Below are 19,345 nucleotides of genomic sequence, written 5' to 3'. Positions count from 1 at the left end.
ATACAAAGCCGTGTTTGTAGAGGATGAGTTGGCGGTTAAAACGGAGGTCGCGGGGTAAACCCGCTGCTACGATTATGTATTGCTTGCTGTGACTTTATGTCGAAAACCAATATGTATTTTTGTAGCAGCGACTTTATGTCGCGACAGTGTGTTTGAAATGCCAAGCCTTATTTGTAAAGAATTGAGTTGACGGGTAAAACGGAGGTCGCGGGGTAAACCCGCTGCTACGTGTATGTGTTGTTTGCTGTGAATTTACGTCGNAAACCAATATGTATTTTCGTAGCAGCGACTTTATGTCGCGACAGCGTGTTTGAAATACAAAGCCGTGTTTGAAGGGAGTGAGTTGACGGTTAAAACGGAGGTCGCGGGGTAAACCCGCTGCTACGTGTATGTGTAGCTTGCTGTTGAGCCCTTGTGTATTTTCGTAGCAGCGACTTTATGTCGCGACAGCGTGTTTGAAATACAAAGCCGTGTTTGTAGAGAATGAGTTGGCGGTTAAAACGGAGGTCGCGGGGTAAACCCGCTGCTACGTGTATGTGTAGCTTGCTGTGATTTTATGCCGAAAACCAATGTGTATTTTTGTAGCAGCGACTTTATGTCGCGACAGCGTGTTTGAAATACAAAGCTTTGTTTGTAGAGAATGAGTTGACTGCCAAAATGGAGGTCGCGGGGTAAACCCGCTGCTACGTGTATGTGTAGCTTGCTGTTGAGCCCTTGTGTATTTTCGTAGCAGCGACTTTATGTCGCGACAGCGTGTTTGAAATACAAAGCCGTGTTTGTAGAGGATGAGTTGGCGGTTAAAACGGAGGTCGCGGGGTAAACCCGCTGCTGCGTGTATGTGTAGCTTGCTGTGGTTTGCTGTTGAGCCCTTGTGTGCGACTTTATGTCGCGACGGTGTGTTTGAAATGCAAAGCCGTGTTTGTAAAGAATGAGTTGACGGCCAAAACGGAGGTCGCGGGGTAAACCCGCTGCTACGGGTATGTGTTGTTTGTTGTGATTTGATGTCGCGACACTCTTGTTATACTCAATCCATCCCTACCTTTTGTCTTATTTTGTCTTTATAATCGAATACAAACCAAGGCTTGGAACTAATACTTTGAATTGGCTACCTTTTGCTAAACACAAGCAATCCCCCCATTACGATGAAAGACCGCAAGCGTGTGAGATAGATTTACTGGTGATCCACAATATCTCGCTGCCTGCGGGGTGCTTTGGCACGCCTTATGTGGAAGAGTTATTTATGGGCACGCTGGACTGCGGCGCACATCCAACTTTTTCTGATTTAGAGGGAGTAAGGGTGTCGGCGCACTGCGTTATACGTCGTGACGGTAGCATCACCCAATACGTTCCTTTTGTTGAGCGGGCTTGGCATGCAGGTGTGTCGCAGTGGCAAGGTCGAACGCGTTGTAATGACTTTGCAATTGGTATTGAAATGGAGGGCACAGACACCACGCCATATACCGAAGCACAATATGCGAGTTTAGTAAAAACAACGCGTTGGCTGCAGCAGCACTATCCAAAGCTGACGAATGATCGTATTGTAGGGCACAATGATATTGCTCCAGGAAGAAAGACAGATCCGGGGGCTGCATTTGATTGGCAGCATTATTTTACCTTGTTAAATAACCAAGAGAGCTAGGCAAGCATGATCTTAATTTCTATCATCATCGCGCTTATTATTGAACGACTTGGCGCGCGGGCGAATTACTGGCAAGTCGACTATTACCTGCAAAGTTACTATGCGAAAACCAAATCTTGGACCCAGCCAAATGCCATGTTGGGCTCGCATTTCGGTGTGATGCTTTGGTTAGTTATTCCTGCATTGGTCGTTGCTTTTATTTACAGTCTAAGTGACTTTGTGTTTTGGCAGTTTGCAATCAATATCTGTGTGCTCTTAGTCTGTTTTGGTTGTGCAAAATATCGCAAGCTTTATAAAGGCTATTTAAATGCGCTGACCAGAGGTGATAACGAAGCGGCTACGCTTTATGCGTTACAAATGGGGCAAGACAAATTAGAAGATGAGCCGGGCGGCGAGACGTTTGGTCAGACGCTTTCGTGGATCAACTTTCAACATTACTGCGGAGTTATTTTTTGGTTTGTGGCGTTGGGCGCACCGGGTGCTGTGCTATATGCGATGGTAAGACAAATTGTGCATTGGCATCATGAGCAAGAAAATCCGCCGCTACAGCATGTGTTTGAGCAGTTTTGCCGACTATTTTATTGGCTAAATTGGCTTCCCGCACGGATCGCAAGCTTTGGTTTTTTGATCATTGGTAACTTTAGTAAAGGCACGTCAAGTTGGTTGAAGTATGTGCTAGATTTTAAAACCACAAATCGTCAAATCGTCACAAGCACAGCGCTTGCGGCTGAGCAAATCGAACAGCAGTTTTTAGGTTGTACCTTTGAAGCAAGCTGTATGATGCGCCTCGTGAAGCGCAATATTTTGTTTTATCTCGTGATTATTGCTGTATTAACCTTATTTGGTTGGGTGGAGTAGCCCTAGCTGCAAATCACACCTACCTTTATAACAATGCTCCATATACCGTAAGCGTATAGGGAGCATTTGAAATCAGTGTTTAAAGTTGGTCTCTAACCAGCGTTTTTTCTGCTCTTCCATTTTGGTAACAAGCGGCGCATCAAAGCCCATATTTCGAATCACATAATCCGTAACATCTATCAAATCACACACCCCAGTTACTGACCAAAGCGCTTCTTCTAGGTCTTTTGCTTTGTGGATTGCATAGTGGCTTACATAGCGCAGCTCATTCGCAAGATAATCCATATCTGGGCGGCCGGTTTTTGATACATAAAGCTGATAGACGAAGAGTAAGTCGTTGCGCAGTGCTTTTTTAGCATACAAGTACAGGCTATCAATGTCCTCTTCATGGGCAATCACTTGCGCACCTACCGCTTCGTGTTGACTGCTTTGGTTTGGATCAAATTTAATAAACACCAAGTATTTGAGCGGTTTATCTTGTCGCGACTTTGTTTTTAGAATCTCTGTTAGCTTTTCCTCGACGAAGCGCTCGGGGAAAACCGCCTTGGCGTCCAGTGTGTTATCGTCATTATCACTAAACGAATGCAGCAAGTGGTGAAGCGATGTCGGGTAAAGCCCTTGTCCAATCGCTCCCACAGTATTATGTGAGGTCTCTTTGTGTAAATATAGAGGGAACTGACAAACGGATTTAGTCACCATGTTACGCAGTGCCAGTGATAGCCCTGGCACCTTTGGCGCTTCATCACAAGCAACCAGCTTGTCTTTGTTATTCTCAATAAGGGCTTTAAAGAACCCCATGGCTGAATGATCCAGCTGACCTATTTTCTGCACTTTCAAGTTAATGATAGTTTTAGTTTTATTTACCATCATCACTTCATAACGCAAATTTGTTAAATCGTGTTGTTTCGTCAGCCTCTGCAAATCGACTAAGTCCAAGTGTATTGAGTCACCTTTACTCACCGGCATTTCTTGGCCGCACTCTATTTGTAAACCCATGACAGAAAAATCACGAGTTACACAGTTGAACGTTCCTTGACCGTCAATGTGTGCGACGACATTGGTTTTATAAAGATAGCGTCTGTGTGCACGTAAGTTAACGTATTCTAACGCAACCACCTCAAGTGGAGGGGGGGTGGCTGATTTGCCGTGACCGAACTTCTTTAATTGATTAACTAAGCTTTGTTCATAACTCAGACGTTGGAATCGCTCAGTGATAGACGGGTTACCGATATCTGTCAGTAACATGAGATATTTTACGTCTTGTATAAAGCCTTGCACCCTTGGTGTGGGGCGCTTATTTAGCTTTTCGACATTTTTGCCAGCGCTGGCAGGAAGCGAAAGTGGGATAAACGCATCTTCATGGTGACTTGGCATCAACTGAACTTTAAACGTGCGCCAGCTGTCTTTTTGGCTGCCAAAGGCAAAGAACAGATCGTTTAGTTGCTGCATTTCTTCCAGCTCAAAGTCAAAAGCTGAGTAAAAGTACATTTTGCCTTGACTTGAGTGAGTAAATACGTGGCATACCGCTTCTTTTACTGCGCCAGAAAGCGCAAGCAGTCGCTGCATTCGTTTTTGGTTGAAGACGGAATAAAGGCCTGATTGTTTTCGTTCGTCCTCGAAGTAGTAATTGATATGGGCGTTATTTTCGTTGGTAAGCACCATGCTTGGATAAAACTGTTTTTGTTTCTCACTGATGAAAACAAACAAAGAGCAGACCCGTGGAAAATAATATTGTTCGTAGCCTTTACAAACCACGGCATCCAAAGTGTTGTCGAGATTTATCTTATAGCGACGTTTGTTACCGTGTATAAAGCTATTTAAAAAGTCATCAAAACCTTGGTTTTTCTCGATAAATGTGCGTTTTAAGCGAACTTGGTTGTATTCAATCGTGCCGGGTTCTACGGCGACGACTTCATACTGAATACCTTCTTTTAAGCCAAGTTCAAAGTCTTGCTCGAGGCCCACTAAGCGGATCGAAATAATTTGTCCGGGGTCTACTTGTTGATTGGTCGGTAATTTTATTTTAGCGCCGCTGAGGGAAATATCGGAGGTAGTCGCGGAAATCTTAGGACGATTTTTTGCCAGTTCCACTGTGATCTTAATGGAGTAATTCATGCGCTCTTCAGAGCGACTTTCGTATGACGCGAAGCGGACGAGTTTAGTGTAGTTATGATTGACTGCGTCCTTTTCTACTTCTTCTTCACGTGCTTTGGCCTGCTTTTGCATGACCTTATAATTATTGTCGGTACTCATTACGGATTCGTAAACTGCAAGGGTATAACCCCCGTGTTTAGCGACTTCTCGCTCGAATACTTCGATTGCTAAGTCATCCATAAAGTGCTGTTTGCCTTCATATTCATAAGGCTTAACTTGACCTGCGACTTGTCCTCTGAGGTCTATAAATCGTGCCACGGGCTGAGATAGCCGTGACATTTCCATTTTTAATAGAAATTGGTCCGGCTTGGACAGGTCCGCAGTACGTTGCTTAAATATGCGATCAAAAGCCGGATCGCCAAGATCCAGTTTTAAATCCTCAATTAAGCTTTGATATTTTTGTAATCTATCTTCAGGCATAAACAGTTTTACACGCGCTCATTTTATGTGACCAGTTGGGTCACCGCCAATATTATGTCAACATTGGCGCTTTATTAGTTTATTCTTAACCTATTATTGTGTTTAAGCAAGATATATACCTGTAATTTATGGCAAAAAAGAAAACAGCATTTGTATGTAGCGATTGTGGTGCTGAATTCGCGCGTTGGCAAGGCCAATGCTCGGAGTGTAAGGCATGGAATACCGTAACGGAATTTCGCGTTCCGTCAGCAAAATCAGTCCCTCAAGGCGGTTCAACGTCAGGTTATGCCGGTCTCGTTGAAGCTAAAGTACAAACCTTAGATGAAGTTAACCTAGAGCAATTACCGCGATTTTCAACTGGATTTAAAGAGTTTGACCGTGTCCTTGGTGGTGGAGTTGTACCGGGAAGTGCAATATTAATTGGTGGTAGCCCCGGCGCTGGTAAGAGTACGGTGCTGCTGCAAACCATGTGTCGCCTTGCCGAAACCATGAACACTTTGTATGTCACCGGTGAAGAGTCGCTGCAACAAGTTGCCATGCGTGCGACACGATTAGGGCTGCCTACAAATAAGTTAAAAACACTCGCAGAAACTAACGTTGAAACAATTTGCCAGCTCGCACTTCGTGAAAAACCAAGCATTATGGTTATCGACTCGATTCAAGTAATGCATATGAGTGATATTCAATCTGCACCGGGGTCGGTTTCTCAAGTACGTGAAAGCGCGGCTTATTTGACGCGTTTTGCCAAAACCAATCAGGTCGCCATTATCATGGTGGGACACGTAACTAAAGACGGCACACTTGCCGGCCCAAAGGTGCTGGAGCATTGTATTGACTGCTCTATTTTACTTGAAGGCAGTGCCGACAGCCGCTTTAGAACCTTACGCGGCAATAAAAACCGTTTTGGTGCTGTAAACGAGTTGGGTGTGTTTGCTATGACAAGCCAAGGTCTAAAGGAAGTAAACAATCCTTCGGCCATTTTCTTAAATCGTGGTGAAGCGCAAACACCAGGCTCATTAGTTATGGTTATTTGGGAAGGCACGCGACCTTTGCTCGTGGAAGTTCAAGCGCTAGTCGACTATTCACAGCTTGCCAACCCGCGTCGCGTCACCGTTGGTTTGGAACAAAATCGTTTGGCCATGCTACTTGCGGTATTGCATCGTCACGGCGGTTTACAGGTGTCGGATCAAGATGTGTTTGTTAACGTCGTAGGCGGTGTCAAAGTGACCGAAACCAGTGCTGATTTAGCCTTGATAGCCGCACTGGTTTCAAGCTTTAAAAACCAAACATTAGACAGACAACTGGTGGTATTTGGTGAGGTGGGCCTTGGTGGTGAGATCCGCCCAGTGCCAAGTGGGCAAGAGCGATTGCGTGAAGCATCTAAGCATGGATTTACAAGAGCAATTGTGCCAAAAGCAAATAAACCAAAAGAAAATATTGAAGGGATGGAAATTGTTGCCGTCTCTAGCCTCAGCGAAGCGCTCGAGGCACTTTTTTAAATAATGGAGTGAGTTATGAATAAGTCCACATTAGCAGTTGCCGTTGTGGTACTAGCGGGCGCAGGGTATGTTGGCGCCAACTATTATGTCAATGAGCAAGTGAAGCAAGAAATCGCCAAGCAAATAGAAAACTTCGAACAAGACAGTGGCCTTACGGTGAATTTTGCAAACAGCTCAGTTGATTTGTTTACCCGTGGTGTAGAAATTACCGACCTAACAATTTCACAAGCCGATGAAAATATTCCCATATTTACCATTGAGAAGTTAAATGTTGTGGGTTACGAGCAAGACAAAATCAGCCCCTATACCGAGCTTGACCTAGTAGGTTTAAAATTAGCAAAAGAAGCTGAAGAGTTTACCCAAGGGATGTCGCCGGAGCTGGTGAATGCAACGTACCATTTGAATACAAGTCTCGCCTATGATGAAGCATCTGGCGCCAGCGAGTTTAAATTTGCAACGTTGGCAGAAGGTATTGTAAAAACCTCTTTTAATGCTGCATTTGGAAACAGTAAGGCCTTTATGGATGCTTCACTGGCGGCATCAAAAATTCAAGGTGATACACCAAACCTTGAACAAGAGCTTCAAGTTCAGTCGCAAATGATGGTGGCAATGCAATCGCTCGAATTAAAATCGCTGGCTGTTAATATTGACAATGCAGGCACCTTGCCTCAGTTACTTGAGTCTGAAATTGCTCAGCAGGGCATGAGCAAGGCTGACTTTCAGGCGATTGTTGCCCAGCAACTACAAATGATGATGCTACCTGCTGAAATTCAAACGGCTGTGAATGACTTTGCCAATGGAATGGAGTCACTTGCTATATCTGTTTCGGTACCACAAAGTCAAAGTATGATGGCTCTGGGGCAGCAATTATCTATGTCTACGGCGCAAAATCCGGAAACGCTGTCTGAACTTATCAAGATCAACGCAAGCGGTAAGTAAAGCCAATCCAGCTCGTTTAACGGGATTGTGGACTTGTTCTGCAATCCCTTCATCTCTCATAAGCCCGCTCATTCGCAATATTAGTTTTACCAAACTGGTGAAATCTAAAGCAGCCTTGAGGTTGATCATACAATTCGTTGGAGTTGCAAAGGCTGCGGTGGTAGCATTGGAGTATCAATTGCTTGGGAATGTATTTATGAGCGAATTCAAAGACTACCAGCAAGCTCAATTGCTATTAGAAAAACACGAATTATTTATTGCCCCCGCCGAAGTTCACGGCACCATTTCTGGGCTATTGGCCTGTGGTCTGAATATCGAAGATTCAGAGTATTTAGGGCTATTGAGCGATGTATTTAACGACGGTCAAAAATTTTCAGCGCCAATTAGAGAGTTTTGCATCGACTTATATAAGCAAGTTGCCGAGCACTTCAACGACGGTGAGTTCCAGTTTGAACTGTATTTGCCGCCAGAAGATGAGTCATTACATGACCAAGCTAATGCACTGATTGCTTGGGTATCAGGCTTTTTACTTGGCTTTGGTTTAAAGCAAAAAGATTACGGTAAGTTATCTGCTGATGTTAAAGAAGTGATTAACGACTTTAGCGAAATAACTAAGCTTGATACTGGTTTTGAAGACAGTAATGACGATAAAGAAGCACTGCTCGAAGTGGTAGAATATGTGCGTGTTTCTACACTGTTATGCTTTGCCGAGATGGGTAAAGAACCCCAGTCCGTTAGCACATCAAAGACGATACATTAATTATGATAAAAAACAGCGAGTTTGTAGCACGCCGTGCGCGTCTTATTGCGGCATTAGATAACAACGCCGTAGCGATTATTCCTGCGGCCGTAGAGTTAACCCGTAGCCGCGACACTGAATTTCCATTTCGCCAAGATAGCGACTTTTTTTACCTGACGGGATTTAAAGAGCCGGATGCGGTTTTGGTGCTTACGAAAGACAGAGACGGCAATGCGCAGTCTACGCTGTTTTGTCGTAATAAAGATAAGGTTGCTGAGATTTGGCATGGTCGCCGGATGGGCTATGAGCAAGCTAAATCGCAACTTGAACTTGACCAAACCTTTGCGCTGAGTGACTTAGACGACGAGCTATTAAATCTCGTGAATGGTCGCAAGATATTATTCTACGGACAAGGCACATATAACGCCTTTGATGATAAGGTTTGGCAGTTACTAAGTACATTGCGTGGCGCACCGAAAAAGGGCTATCGTGCCCCTGAGATTATCAAAGATATTCGTCCACTCGTCCATGAAATGCGCTTATTTAAGTCGGATGCTGAAATCGCCATCATGCGCGAAGCGGGCAGAATTAGTGCTGAGGCGCACAAACGCGCCATGCAGTTTGCAAAGCCGGGCGCAACGGAATATCAGCTTGAAGCCGAAATTCATCATCATTATGCAATGAACGGTGCGCGTCATCCAGCCTATGGCACCATTGTTGGCAGCGGCATCAATGCGACGATTTTACACTATACCGACAACTGTGATGCGCTACAGGACGGCGACTTAGTACTGATTGATTCGGGTTGTGAACTTGAAGGCTATGCGGCTGATATAACTCGCACTTTCCCTGTAAATGGCCAGTTTACTGATGCACAGCGTAAGATTTATGAGTTGGTATTGGCGGCGCAAAATGCGGCCTTTGGTGAAGTAAAACCGGGTGGTACGTTAGTTAAAGCGAATCAAGTGGCGATGACTGTATTGACTCAAGGGCTAGTTGATTTGGGCATTCTTGCGGGCGACGTTAATGAACTCGTAGAGGCACAGGCATGCAAAGCATTTTACATGCATGGTTTAGGTCATTGGCTAGGTCTTGATGTTCACGATGTCGGTGAATACAAGTTAGATGAAGCGGATCGTCCATTTGAACCTGGCATGGTACTTACCATTGAGCCGGGTCTGTATTTTGACGAAGATGCGCAAGTTCCTGATGAGTATAAAGGAATTGGCATTCGTATCGAAGATGATCTGTTGGTCACCGAGTCAGGTTATGAAAACTTAACCGCACTGGTGCCAAAAACCATCGCAGAAATAGAAGCATTAATGAATAACTAGTGGACACTTTGCGTGCAACAGTTTGATGTCGTCGTGGTTGGTGGTGGTATGGCAGGAGCCAGCGCCGCCATCGCCATAAAAAAAGTCTCTCCGCAGGCAAAGATTGCGGTTATTGAAGCCTTTGTACCAAAAGGTAAACAGCATCCAAGTTTTGACGACCGTAGTATTGCGCTTGCTGCGCAGTCGGTCGCATTTTTGGGCGAGCTAAATCTATTTAATCCCGAGTGGCAGTACGTTGAGCCAATTACACAAGTGAATGTTTCAGACAGAGGTCACTTCGGTAAAGCGTGGATAAATCCTGAAGACTACAACCAAAAAGCGTTAGGCTATGTGGTTGAAGTCAATCCCTATGGCAGCTTTTTACACGAGCAGTTGAGCAATCTTGATATTGCACTGTTTTGTCCATGTCAAGTTGTTGAAATATCACAACGCTCTGAGCAAGTTGATCTGACGCTCAATAATGGCGAGCAGGTATGTGGTCGTTTGTTGGTCGTTGCCGACGGCGCGAACTCTCCTACGCGAACTAAACTCAATATCGGCTTTGATAGCATAGGCTATGAGCAAGGCGCGTTGATTGCCAATGTGCAAATCGACACGGCTCATGGTGGTCAGGCGTTCGAGCGTTTTACTGAACATGGCCCGATGGCACTTCTGCCAATGAGTGATAATCGTTATTCGCTGGTGTGGTGTATGCCAAATGAACACCTTAGCGAGTTTGAAGCGATGACAGCACACGAGTTTTTAGCTGCATTGCAGCAAGCCTTTGGTTATCGCGCTGGGCGCTTTGTCCAGGTGGGTATGAGAGCAAGTTATCCGCTGGTGCTTGGGCGAGTAGAGCAACTCACTCATCATCGCGTGGTGGTGATTGGCAATGCCGCGCATGCCATTCATCCCATTGCAGGACAGGGCTTTAATTTAGGTCTACGAGATATTCAAGTACTAACCTCACAATGTCAGGCGAATGCGCTTGATGAGTGGGGAAGTTTTCAATTTACGCGTGCTTATCAACAGGCGCGAGCGCAAGATATTAATACGGTGATGACATTAACCGATGCGCTCGTTCGACTATTTTCAAACTCATCAAGAACCTTAGCCTTAGGCCGTAGTTTAGGTCTACTCACCATGGCGCTGTCCAAAACAGCAAGAGCGCCGCTGGCCAAGCAATTGATGGGATATAAAGGATAAAGGAGTTGGCATGCAACAAGTTCAAGTTTGTATTGTTGGTGGTGGATGTGTTGGTTTAACGCTGGCGCTAGGGCTTGCGCAGCAAAATATCTCGGTACTAGTGTTAGACAGTGGTGAAAAACCAACACCATTGGCACAAGAATACAGCGCACGCGTGAGTGCAATAAGCGCTGCAAGTCAGGCTTTATTTGAGCGCTTGGGCGTGTGGCCTGATATTAAAGCGCAGCGCGCCGCGGCATATACTCGTATGGATGTACGCGATAAAGACAGCTTTGGTAAAATCGCCTTTGATAATGTCTCGTTAGACTTACCTGAGCTTGGTCACATCATTGAAAACGACGCCATTCGCTATGCCTTGTTAACAGCACTTGAAGCACAGCAATCGGCCAAGCTGATGTGGAACACAAAATACCAAAGCTTGCACCAAACAGACACCGATGTGCTGTTAACCTTAGCGGCCGGTGAACCTGTGATGGCCAAGTTGGTGGTGGCGGCTGACGGTGCACGTTCTGCTATTCGCCAGCAGTTTAATATGCCAATCACGTATTGGGATTATGACCACCATGCGCTGGTTGCAACGATAAAAACCGCAGCGCCACATGATGCAACAGCAAGACAAGTGTTCCTTCCTGATGGGCCGCTGGCCTTTTTGCCGCTTGATGATCCACATACTCATTCAATTGTATGGTCTACCGCACCGGATAAAGCAAAGCAGCTACAAGCCATGCCGGTCGAGGCGTTTAATAAAGCGTTGAGTGCTGCAATTGATATGCAGTGCGGTGTGTGTGAATTGATTAGCGAAAGACATGTTTTTCCATTGACCATGCGCTATGCAAAACAATGGGTGCAAGGGCGGATCGTTTTAATGGGCGACGCGGCACATACCATTCACCCGCTTGCAGGTCTTGGCATGAATTTGGGGTTAAAAGACGCTGCGTATCTGATCACCTTGTTATCAGCACCGCAAGAGCAATTTGCCAGCACACGGATACTGCGCCAATATGAGCGCAGCAGAAAAGCAGATGCCCAAAAGCATATTGCCATGATGCAAGGGCTTAAAGAGCTGTTTGAAGGCAACCATCCGCTTAAAAAGCTAGTGCGCGGCGTAGGCCTGAGTTTGGTCGACAATCTCGGCCCAATCAAACACCTGTTCGCCAAAGAAGCGATAGGCGGTAAATAAAAAGATCGCCGCGTAAAGCGGGTCCCACAGAGATTTTATGCTGCTGGTAGGAGCGATTTTACATCGCGATCTTTTCTTAAATCAGCATCGTCGCGTTAAGCGTCTCCCACAGAGGTTTTATGTTGCTGGTAGGAGCGGGTTCACCCCGCGATCTTTTCCTAAATTAGTATCGCCACATAAAGCGGTTCTCACAGAGGTTTTATATTGCTGGTAGGAGCGATTTTACATCGCGATCTTTTCCTAAAACAGGTATCACCAACTTTATAAATCCCCAATCCCATTGCTTAAATAAATACAATTCCAATAAGGATAATCACCAATCTGTTTTACCACCCCTGCCCGAAGCGGGTTTGCAACTATGTATCTTGCTTGGTTTCTTAACATAGTGTTATGCAAAATACAGGTGTCATAAAAATCCTTTTGCCATAGCTGCCGAATGTTCATTGTTCTTAGCTTAGTTGCCGTTCTTCCCTTTAAAGACTTAATAGTATCAGACAAAGAACACACATCCTTTAGTTGAAACAGGAGATGTAAATGATCTGGCATCAGTGTATAGGCAATTAATTTGATAAAGTTATCCCGCTCAAGGTGATAAATTTCGCGAATAACAACTTGATTGACTGCAAGGTTATTAAAAACAGCTGTTTTGTTTTTACAGCAAATGGTGACTGCATAGTATTGACCGGCTGATGAAACTCGGCCCTTCCTTAAACGGCAGCTATGTGGCATGACTCTCTCCTTGAGTTCATTAATAAGTGCTCATGTAAATATAGGACAAGATCGCCGTATAAAGCGGCTCCCACGGAGGTTTTATGTTGCTGGTAGGAGCGGGTTCACCCCGCGATCATTTCAACAATCTCGCCGCGTAAATCGCCGCGTAAAGCGTCTCCCACAGAGGTTTTATATCGTTGGTAGGAGCGGGTTCACCCCGCGATCTTTTAACCTAACCTCAATGCGATAAACTCAGCGAGTTTATCTACGGCGTGGGCGGATTCTTGGGTGTTTTTGACAAGGCTGATACCGATTTGGCCGAGTTCGGGTAATATTTGGGTTTGGGTCTGATAGGGCAGCTCTGCTGGCACGGTGCTTTTGGCTAGCACAGTGATCCCGAGTCCCTCTTTTAAAGCGGCGGTAAGGCCGGTTAAGTCGGCGTTGCTATATACAATTCGGTATTGTAATCCAGCTTGTTGCAGCGCCTCGATAGCGCGGCGGCGATAAATACAGCCCTCCGGCGCGGTGACTAAAGTAACAACCGAATGCTGCGCAAGCGATAAATCGCCAACCCAGACCAGTTGGTCTTGCATAAACACCGGGTACTTGGATGAGCTAAGCTCTTCATTGAGCGCTAGCACCAAATCAAACTGGTCTTGCCTTACTACAGAAAGTAAGTGTTTACTCAATCTTGATTTAACTTCTAATGCAACATCAGGATATAAAGAAACGAAATCGCCAATAATAGAAGGTAAGATCCGTGCTGCAAACTCACTTGGAATACCCAAACGCACTCGGCCTGTCACACTCTCAGAGGTAAATTGCTGAATAATTGCATCGTTCTGCTGCAACATTTGTTTGGCTAGGGGCAAAAGTAGCTCACCATATTGATTCAATACCTGTCTTTGGCCCTGCTTTTTAAACAGCTTGCAACCTAGCATGTCTTCTAAACGTTTGATTTGCAAGCTAACAGCAGGCTGAGATAAGCCAAGCAACTCACCGGCCTTGGCAAAGCCACCGACATCAACCACAGTGACCAGCGTTCTTAATCCATCAATTGATAAGTTTTTCATATAAGGAAATGCAATTTATAAAACCCAAGTACATTAATATTATTTATCAATTGATAAGTAAATACAATTTGTTGTTGAGTTTGCGCATCCTTATACTTTTGCTCATCGAAATTTCACTAAGGTAGTGCCATGAGCGTCACGCCAATTATCTTTGCAAAGCACCGTCAGGGCAGTGTTCCGGCGCAAAACCATTACATGCCGACTGATGCTGTTGTTGTACTCGATTTCAGCGGCTTTGAGACCACGCCTTTCTTAAGCCAAATTCTTGCACTTAACTTGAATAAGTTAATGGCACCGGGCTTGGGTTTTCAAGGCAAACTAGACAGTGGCGAAAATTTCGCCGTGTACTATTTTAGTGAAACGGCTTACCGTTTTGTTGTAAGTGAAAGCGCAGCCGCTGAGCTGGCAACACTGATTGATAGCCATGCTGACGAGTTTGATATTGAACTGGTTCGCCGTCATGATTTAGTTGCCGCCACCATAAGCGGTGAGCTTGCGTTTGAGCGTTTAGTCAGTGACTTTACGTTAACGCCTGGCCTTAGGATCTCAGATAAAAATGCCTGCTATGGCAAGCAAAGCGGTGAAGTATTTATTACGACCTTGCTGGTGGACGAACAGCAACAGTATCAGTTGATTGCGCAAGCTGCTGTGTTAGATAAGTGGCAAACGACGCTCACTGACGCTGGTTTTAAACTCGTTTCATAAATTCCGTGCAGTTATCGTAAGCGCGATAACAATAACCCCCTCAGCGCCAACCGATGGCGGCTGAGTAAAAAAGTGAAGGATAAGTATGACTTCTAAAACAGTACTACACGCTAAGCACCTAGAAGCTGGCGCGAAAATGGTAGACTTCCACGGTTGGGAAATGCCAATCAATTATGGCTCACAAATTGAAGAGCACCACGCGGTGCGTCAAGACGCGGGCATGTTTGACGTTTCACACATGACGATTGTTGATATCGAAGGTGTAGACGCAAAGGCATTTTTACAAAAGCTAGTTGCAAACGATGTAGCTAAGCTTACTGTGGCTGGTAAGGCGCTATACACAGGCATGCTAAACGAGCAGGGCGGTGTAATTGACGACCTTATCATTTACTTCTTCACTGAAACGCAATATCGCCTAGTAGTTAACTCTGCAACACGTGAAAAAGACCTTGCACATATCGGTGCGGTAGCAGCAGATTTTGAAGTGACAGTTACTGAGCGTCCTGAGTACGCGATGATTGCGGTACAAGGTCCAAACGCAAAAGCAAAAACAGCAACTATCCTAGACGAACAACAACAAGCGGCTGTTGAAGGCATGAAGCCATTCTTTGGTGTGCAAGCTGATGACCTATTTATCGCAACAACGGGCTACACTGGTGAAGAGGGTTATGAGATCGTAGTGCACAACGATGGTGCGGCGGACTTATGGCAAAAATTATTAGACGCAGGTGTGCGTCCAGCTGGCCTAGGTGCACGTGATACGCTACGTTTAGAAGCGGGCATGAACCTTTACGGCTCAGACATGGACGAGACGGTGTCTCCACTTGCTGCGAACATGGCATGGACAATTGCATGGGAGCCAGAGGAGCGTGACTTTATCGGTCGTGCAGCTATCACTAAACAGCGCGCAGAGAAAAGCACTGATAAGCTGGTAGGTTTAGTCCTAGAAAGCAAAGGCGTATTACGTGGTGGTTCTAAAGTTATCGTAGAAGGTGGCGAAGGTGTTATCACTTCTGGTACATTCTCACCAACTTTAGGCTTCAGTGTAGCGCTTGCGCGTGTACCTCGTTCAATTGGCGAGACTGCACAAGTTGAAATGCGTAAGAAGCTAGTTGATGTTAAAGTAGTTAAGCCAAGCTTCGTTCGTAACGGCAAGTCAATTATCTAGTTTTTATAGGTAATAAATAGAATAACATTGATGTCGCTCACGGGGTGACATCGCAACCGACCAAAGGAACAAAAAAATGAGCAACATTCCTAGCGAGTTAAAGTACGCTACTTCACACGAGTGGGTTCGCGCTGAAGGCAATGGCGAGTACACAGTAGGTATCACTGAGCACGCACAAGAACTTCTAGGCGATATGGTATTTGTTGAATTACCAGAAGTAGACGATGAAGTTGACGCGGGTGAAGACTGCGCAGTTGCTGAGTCTGTAAAAGCAGCATCAGACATCTACGCACCAATCGGCGGTACTATCATTGCGGTAAACGAAGACCTAGAAGATGCGCCTGAAACTGTAAACAACGATGCTTACGGTGACGGTTGGTTGTTCCGTATTAAAGCGTCTGATGAGTCTGAGCTAGATAACCTACTAGACGCTGAAGGCTACGCAAATTCAATCGACGAAGACTAATTTGTTGATAGTAATAAAAGCCCCTTTTTAGGGGCTTTTATTGTTGCTTTTTGGGCAAGGGTGCTTGCTCAGGGTATGACGAGCTCATGCCAACGTTTTTAGAATACTGCCGTTACCAAGGTATCTCATTTAGATAAAAACAGTATTCACCTTTTTCATTTGGATCATAGGAACCTGGACTAATGTCAAACGCCAAATCTCTTGAACAGTTAGAGCAAAAGCAAGATTTTATCCGCCGCCATATTGGGCCAAGCCCAGCACAGGTGAGCGAGATGCTAAGCGCTCTTGGAGTATCTAGTGTTGAAGAGCTGATCGGTCAAACTGTACCTGCTTCAATTCGTTTAGAAGAGGGCTTACAGATCGGTGAAAGCCGCACAGAAGTGGAAACCCTAAGCTACTTGAAGTCAGTAGCAAGCAAAAACAAGGTTTTCAAATCTTATATCGGTCAAGGCTACCACCCAACGCACGTACCTCACGTTATCCTACGTAACGTACTTGAGAATCCGGGTTGGTACACGGCTTACACCCCTTATCAGCCAGAGATTGCGCAAGGTCGCTTGGAATCACTACTTAACTTCCAAACGCTGACTATGGACATTACCGGCCTAGACTTAGCTAGTGCATCACTACTTGACGAATCAACCGCAGCGGCAGAAGCAATGGCGCTTGCAAAACGTGTATCTAAAGCGAAAAAAGCAAACATCTTCTTTATTGCCGACGACGTACACGTACAAACTATCGATGTAGTATCTACGCGTGCTGAGCAGTTTGGTTTTGAAGTAGTAGTAGGCCCTGCTAGCGACGCTGCTAACCACGAAATTTTTGGTGCGCTATTCCAGTATCCTTCAACATCAGGTGAAGTGGTTGACGTTACTGACCTAATCGCACAAGTACAAGACAAAAAAGCGATTGCCTGTGTTGCCGCAGACATCATGAGTTTAATGCTACTTAAAGCACCAGGTAAACTAGGCGCAGACGTAGTGCTTGGTTCTGCACAGCGTTTTGGTGTACCAATGGGTTACGGCGGTCCACACGCGGCATTCTTTGCTACGCGTGATGCTTACAAGCGTTCACTACCAGGCCGTATTATTGGTGTGTCTAAAGACCGCTTAGGTAATGACGCACTACGTATGGCGATGCAAACTCGTGAACAGCATATCCGCCGTGAAAAAGCGAACTCAAACATCTGTACTGCACAGGTGTTACTTGCGAACATGGCTGCATTTTACGCGGTTTACCATGGTCCTCAAGGTCTTAAGATCATCGCTGAGCGCATTAATCGCCTTGCAAGTATTCTTGCAACGGGTCTTAAAGCAAAAGGCGTGGCACTTAAGCACGATACGTGGTTTGACACTATTACCGTTAAAGCGGACGACGCTGACAAGCAAGCGGTTGTGGCGCGTGCCGTAGCAAAAGGTGTGAACTTTGCCCTTAACCACAACGGCGAATACTCGATTGCAGTAAACGAAACCACAACGCGTGCGGACGTAGCTGAGCTATTCGACATCATTTTAGGTGACGATCACGGCCTAAATGTTAATGCGCTAGACGCACAAGTATCAGGCGAGAACATCACAGGTATTCCTGCAAGCCTAGTGCGCGACGACGAAATTTTAACGCACGCTAACTTCAACAGCTATCACAGCGAAACCGAGATGCTGCGTTATATCAAGCGTCTTGAAAACAAAGATTTAGCACTAAACCACTCAATGATCTCATTGGGCTCGTGTACCATGAAGCTAAACGCAACCGCAGAAATGATCCCAGTGACTTGGCCTGAGTTTGCAGAGCTACACCCGTTCTGCCCGATCGACCAAGCAGAGGGTTACAAGATCATGATGACTGAGCTGCACGACTGGCTTGTGAACATCACAGGTTACGACGCAGTATCACTACAGCCTAACTCAGGTGCACAAGGTGAATACGCAGGTCTTATCGCGATCCGTAAGTACCATGAGTCTCGCGGTGAAGGTCACCGTAATATCTGTTTGATCCCAAGTTCAGCGCACGGCACAAACCCAGCGTCTGCACAAATGGCAAGCATGAAAGTGGTTGTGGTTGACTGTGATAAAAACGGTAACATCGATATGGAAGACCTACGCGCGAAAGCCGCAGACGTAGCTGAAAACCTATCGTGCATCATGGTCACTTACCCGTCTACACACGGTGTATACGAAGAATCTATCCGTGAAGTATGTGACATCGTGCACCAGCACGGCGGCCAAGTATACATGGACGGCGCAAACATGAACGCGCAGGTTGGGGTAACTAGCCCAGGTTCAATCGGCTCTGACGTATCACATTTAAACCTACACAAAACATTCTGTATTCCGCACGGTGGCGGTGGCCCAGGTGTTGGTCCTATCGGTGTTAAATCGCATCTAGCGCCATTTATGCCTAACCACAGCGTGATCAACGTAGAAGGCACAAACGTAGGTAACGGCGCGGTTTCTGCGGCACCTTACGGCTCTGCTGCAATTCTACCTATCTCGTGGGCATACATCGCGATGATGGGCAGCGAAGGCCTAAAACAAGCAACAGAAATGGCAATCGTGAACGCTAACTACCTAACGGCTAAATTGAGCGAGCACTTCCCAATTCTATACCGTGGCCGTAACGACCGTGTTGCTCACGAATGTATTGTTGACCTTCGCCCACTGAAAGAAGCCACAGGCATTACCGAAATGGACGTTGCAAAGCGTCTACAAGACTATGGCTTCCACTCACCAACGATGTCGTTCCCAGTAGCGGGCACACTTATGGTTGAGCCAACGGAATCTGAGTCTAAGGTAGAAATCGACCGCTTTATCGAAGCCATGGTTTCTATTAAAGGTGAAATCGACAAGATTGCATCAGGCGAATGGTCTATCGAAGACAACCCATTAGTATTTGCACCACACACGCAAGCAGACGTACTAAGCAACGACTGGAACCGTGCATATGACCGCCTCGCAGCGGCATTCCCAGTACCAAGCGTAGCAAAAGACAAATTCTGGCCAACAGTAACCCGTATCGACGACGTATACGGCGACCGTAACCTAATATGTTCTTGCCCAGCGGTTGATACTTACCGCGACGCGTAAGGGTTTGTTGGTCGCGCTTTAGCGCGACTTAGCAAATTTTGAAAAGCCGCCCTTTGTAAAAAGGGCGGCTTTTTTGTGGGTGTGGATTTGGTGAAGACACATATTTGGCTCTTTTCTTGGCTTGTGGGAGATGTATGGACTCCTCCCCCTTAACGGGAGAGTACGGTATAAAGATATTGCAAAACACTTTTA

15 protein-coding genes are annotated in these 19,345 nt (G+C 45.8%); 12 read left to right on the top strand and 3 right to left on the bottom strand.

The features are described 5' to 3' along the window. Positions 1-1,096: 1,096 nt before the first annotated feature. Both ampD and ampE read left to right on the top strand, forming a co-directional pair. On the top strand, positions 1,097-1,639 hold the full coding sequence (ampD, locus tag CKO50_RS04745; RefSeq protein WP_095727229.1) for a 1,6-anhydro-N-acetylmuramyl-L-alanine amidase AmpD: 543 nt from the start codon (positions 1,097-1,099) through the stop codon (positions 1,637-1,639). 6 nt (positions 1,640-1,645) lie between these two features. Beyond that, on the top strand, positions 1,646-2,497 hold the full coding sequence (gene ampE, locus CKO50_RS04740) for a beta-lactamase regulator AmpE (RefSeq protein ID WP_095727228.1): 852 nt from the start codon (positions 1,646-1,648) through the stop codon (positions 2,495-2,497). 72 nt (positions 2,498-2,569) lie between these two features. Here ampE and CKO50_RS04735 read toward each other — a convergent pair whose 3' ends face one another. Next, the gene (locus CKO50_RS04735) at positions 2,570-5,071 is read right to left on the bottom strand and encodes a PilZ domain-containing protein (protein ID WP_095727227.1); all 2,502 of its coding nucleotides are present in this window, start codon (positions 5,069-5,071) and stop codon (positions 2,570-2,572) included. Between the two features lie 128 nt (positions 5,072-5,199). On the opposite strand from CKO50_RS04735, the gene radA reads away from it, so the two are divergent. From radA to CKO50_RS04705, 6 genes are all read left to right on the top strand, one after another. Then, positions 5,200-6,570 (top strand): DNA repair protein RadA, encoded by a 1,371-nt coding sequence (radA, locus tag CKO50_RS04730; RefSeq protein ID WP_010370516.1) that lies wholly within the window; start codon positions 5,200-5,202, stop codon positions 6,568-6,570. Positions 6,571-6,585: 15 nt separating this feature from the next. Further along, positions 6,586-7,509: a DUF945 family protein gene (locus tag CKO50_RS04725; protein ID WP_095727226.1), complete on the top strand. Its 924-nt coding sequence runs from the start codon at positions 6,586-6,588 to the stop codon at positions 7,507-7,509. Between the two features lie 196 nt (positions 7,510-7,705). Then, positions 7,706-8,269: a UPF0149 family protein gene (locus CKO50_RS04720; RefSeq protein WP_026000986.1), complete on the top strand. Its 564-nt coding sequence runs from the start codon at positions 7,706-7,708 to the stop codon at positions 8,267-8,269. A gap of 2 nt (positions 8,270-8,271) precedes the next feature. Further along, entirely contained in the window at positions 8,272-9,582 is a 1,311-nt protein-coding gene (pepP, locus tag CKO50_RS04715) for a Xaa-Pro aminopeptidase (protein ID WP_095727225.1), read from the top strand. A 12-nt stretch (positions 9,583-9,594) separates the two neighbouring features. Then, positions 9,595-10,767, top strand: a complete 1,173-nt coding sequence (ubiH, locus tag CKO50_RS04710; RefSeq protein ID WP_095727224.1) for a 2-octaprenyl-6-methoxyphenyl hydroxylase — start codon at positions 9,595-9,597, stop codon at positions 10,765-10,767. A 10-nt stretch (positions 10,768-10,777) separates the two neighbouring features. Next, positions 10,778-11,947: an FAD-dependent monooxygenase gene (locus CKO50_RS04705; RefSeq protein WP_095727223.1), complete on the top strand. Its 1,170-nt coding sequence runs from the start codon at positions 10,778-10,780 to the stop codon at positions 11,945-11,947. A 261-nt stretch (positions 11,948-12,208) separates the two neighbouring features. On the opposite strand, the gene CKO50_RS04700 is transcribed toward CKO50_RS04705, so the two are convergent. Both CKO50_RS04700 and CKO50_RS04695 read right to left on the bottom strand, forming a co-directional pair. Beyond that, positions 12,209-12,676: a transposase gene (locus tag CKO50_RS04700; protein ID WP_095727222.1), complete on the bottom strand. Its 468-nt coding sequence runs from the start codon at positions 12,674-12,676 to the stop codon at positions 12,209-12,211. A gap of 209 nt (positions 12,677-12,885) precedes the next feature. Continuing rightward, positions 12,886-13,731: a LysR family transcriptional regulator gene (locus tag CKO50_RS04695; protein WP_010370532.1), complete on the bottom strand. Its 846-nt coding sequence runs from the start codon at positions 13,729-13,731 to the stop codon at positions 12,886-12,888. 129 nt (positions 13,732-13,860) lie between these two features. On the opposite strand from CKO50_RS04695, the gene CKO50_RS04690 reads away from it, so the two are divergent. From CKO50_RS04690 to gcvP, 4 genes are all read left to right on the top strand, one after another. Then, the gene (locus CKO50_RS04690) at positions 13,861-14,436 is read left to right on the top strand and encodes a hypothetical protein (RefSeq protein ID WP_010370535.1); all 576 of its coding nucleotides are present in this window, start codon (positions 13,861-13,863) and stop codon (positions 14,434-14,436) included. Positions 14,437-14,521: 85 nt separating this feature from the next. Then, positions 14,522-15,604, top strand: coding sequence for a glycine cleavage system aminomethyltransferase GcvT (gcvT, locus tag CKO50_RS04685; RefSeq protein WP_095727221.1), 1,083 nt, complete (start codon positions 14,522-14,524; stop codon positions 15,602-15,604). A 76-nt stretch (positions 15,605-15,680) separates the two neighbouring features. Next, positions 15,681-16,070 carry a glycine cleavage system protein GcvH gene (gene gcvH / locus CKO50_RS04680; protein WP_095727220.1) on the top strand — a complete coding sequence of 130 codons (390 nt, stop codon included), beginning with the start codon at positions 15,681-15,683 and terminating at the stop codon, positions 16,068-16,070. Positions 16,071-16,252: 182 nt separating this feature from the next. Continuing rightward, entirely contained in the window at positions 16,253-19,153 is a 2,901-nt protein-coding gene (gcvP, locus tag CKO50_RS04675) for an aminomethyl-transferring glycine dehydrogenase (protein WP_095727219.1), read from the top strand. Positions 19,154-19,345: the final 192 nt, after the last annotated feature.

This window comes from Pseudoalteromonas sp. HM-SA03, assembly GCF_002289345.1.
In the GTDB taxonomy this organism is placed as follows: domain Bacteria; phylum Pseudomonadota; class Gammaproteobacteria; order Enterobacterales; family Alteromonadaceae; genus Pseudoalteromonas.
The sequence above is the reverse complement of the archived record's forward strand: the minus strand, read 5'-3'. Positions and strand labels throughout refer to the sequence as shown.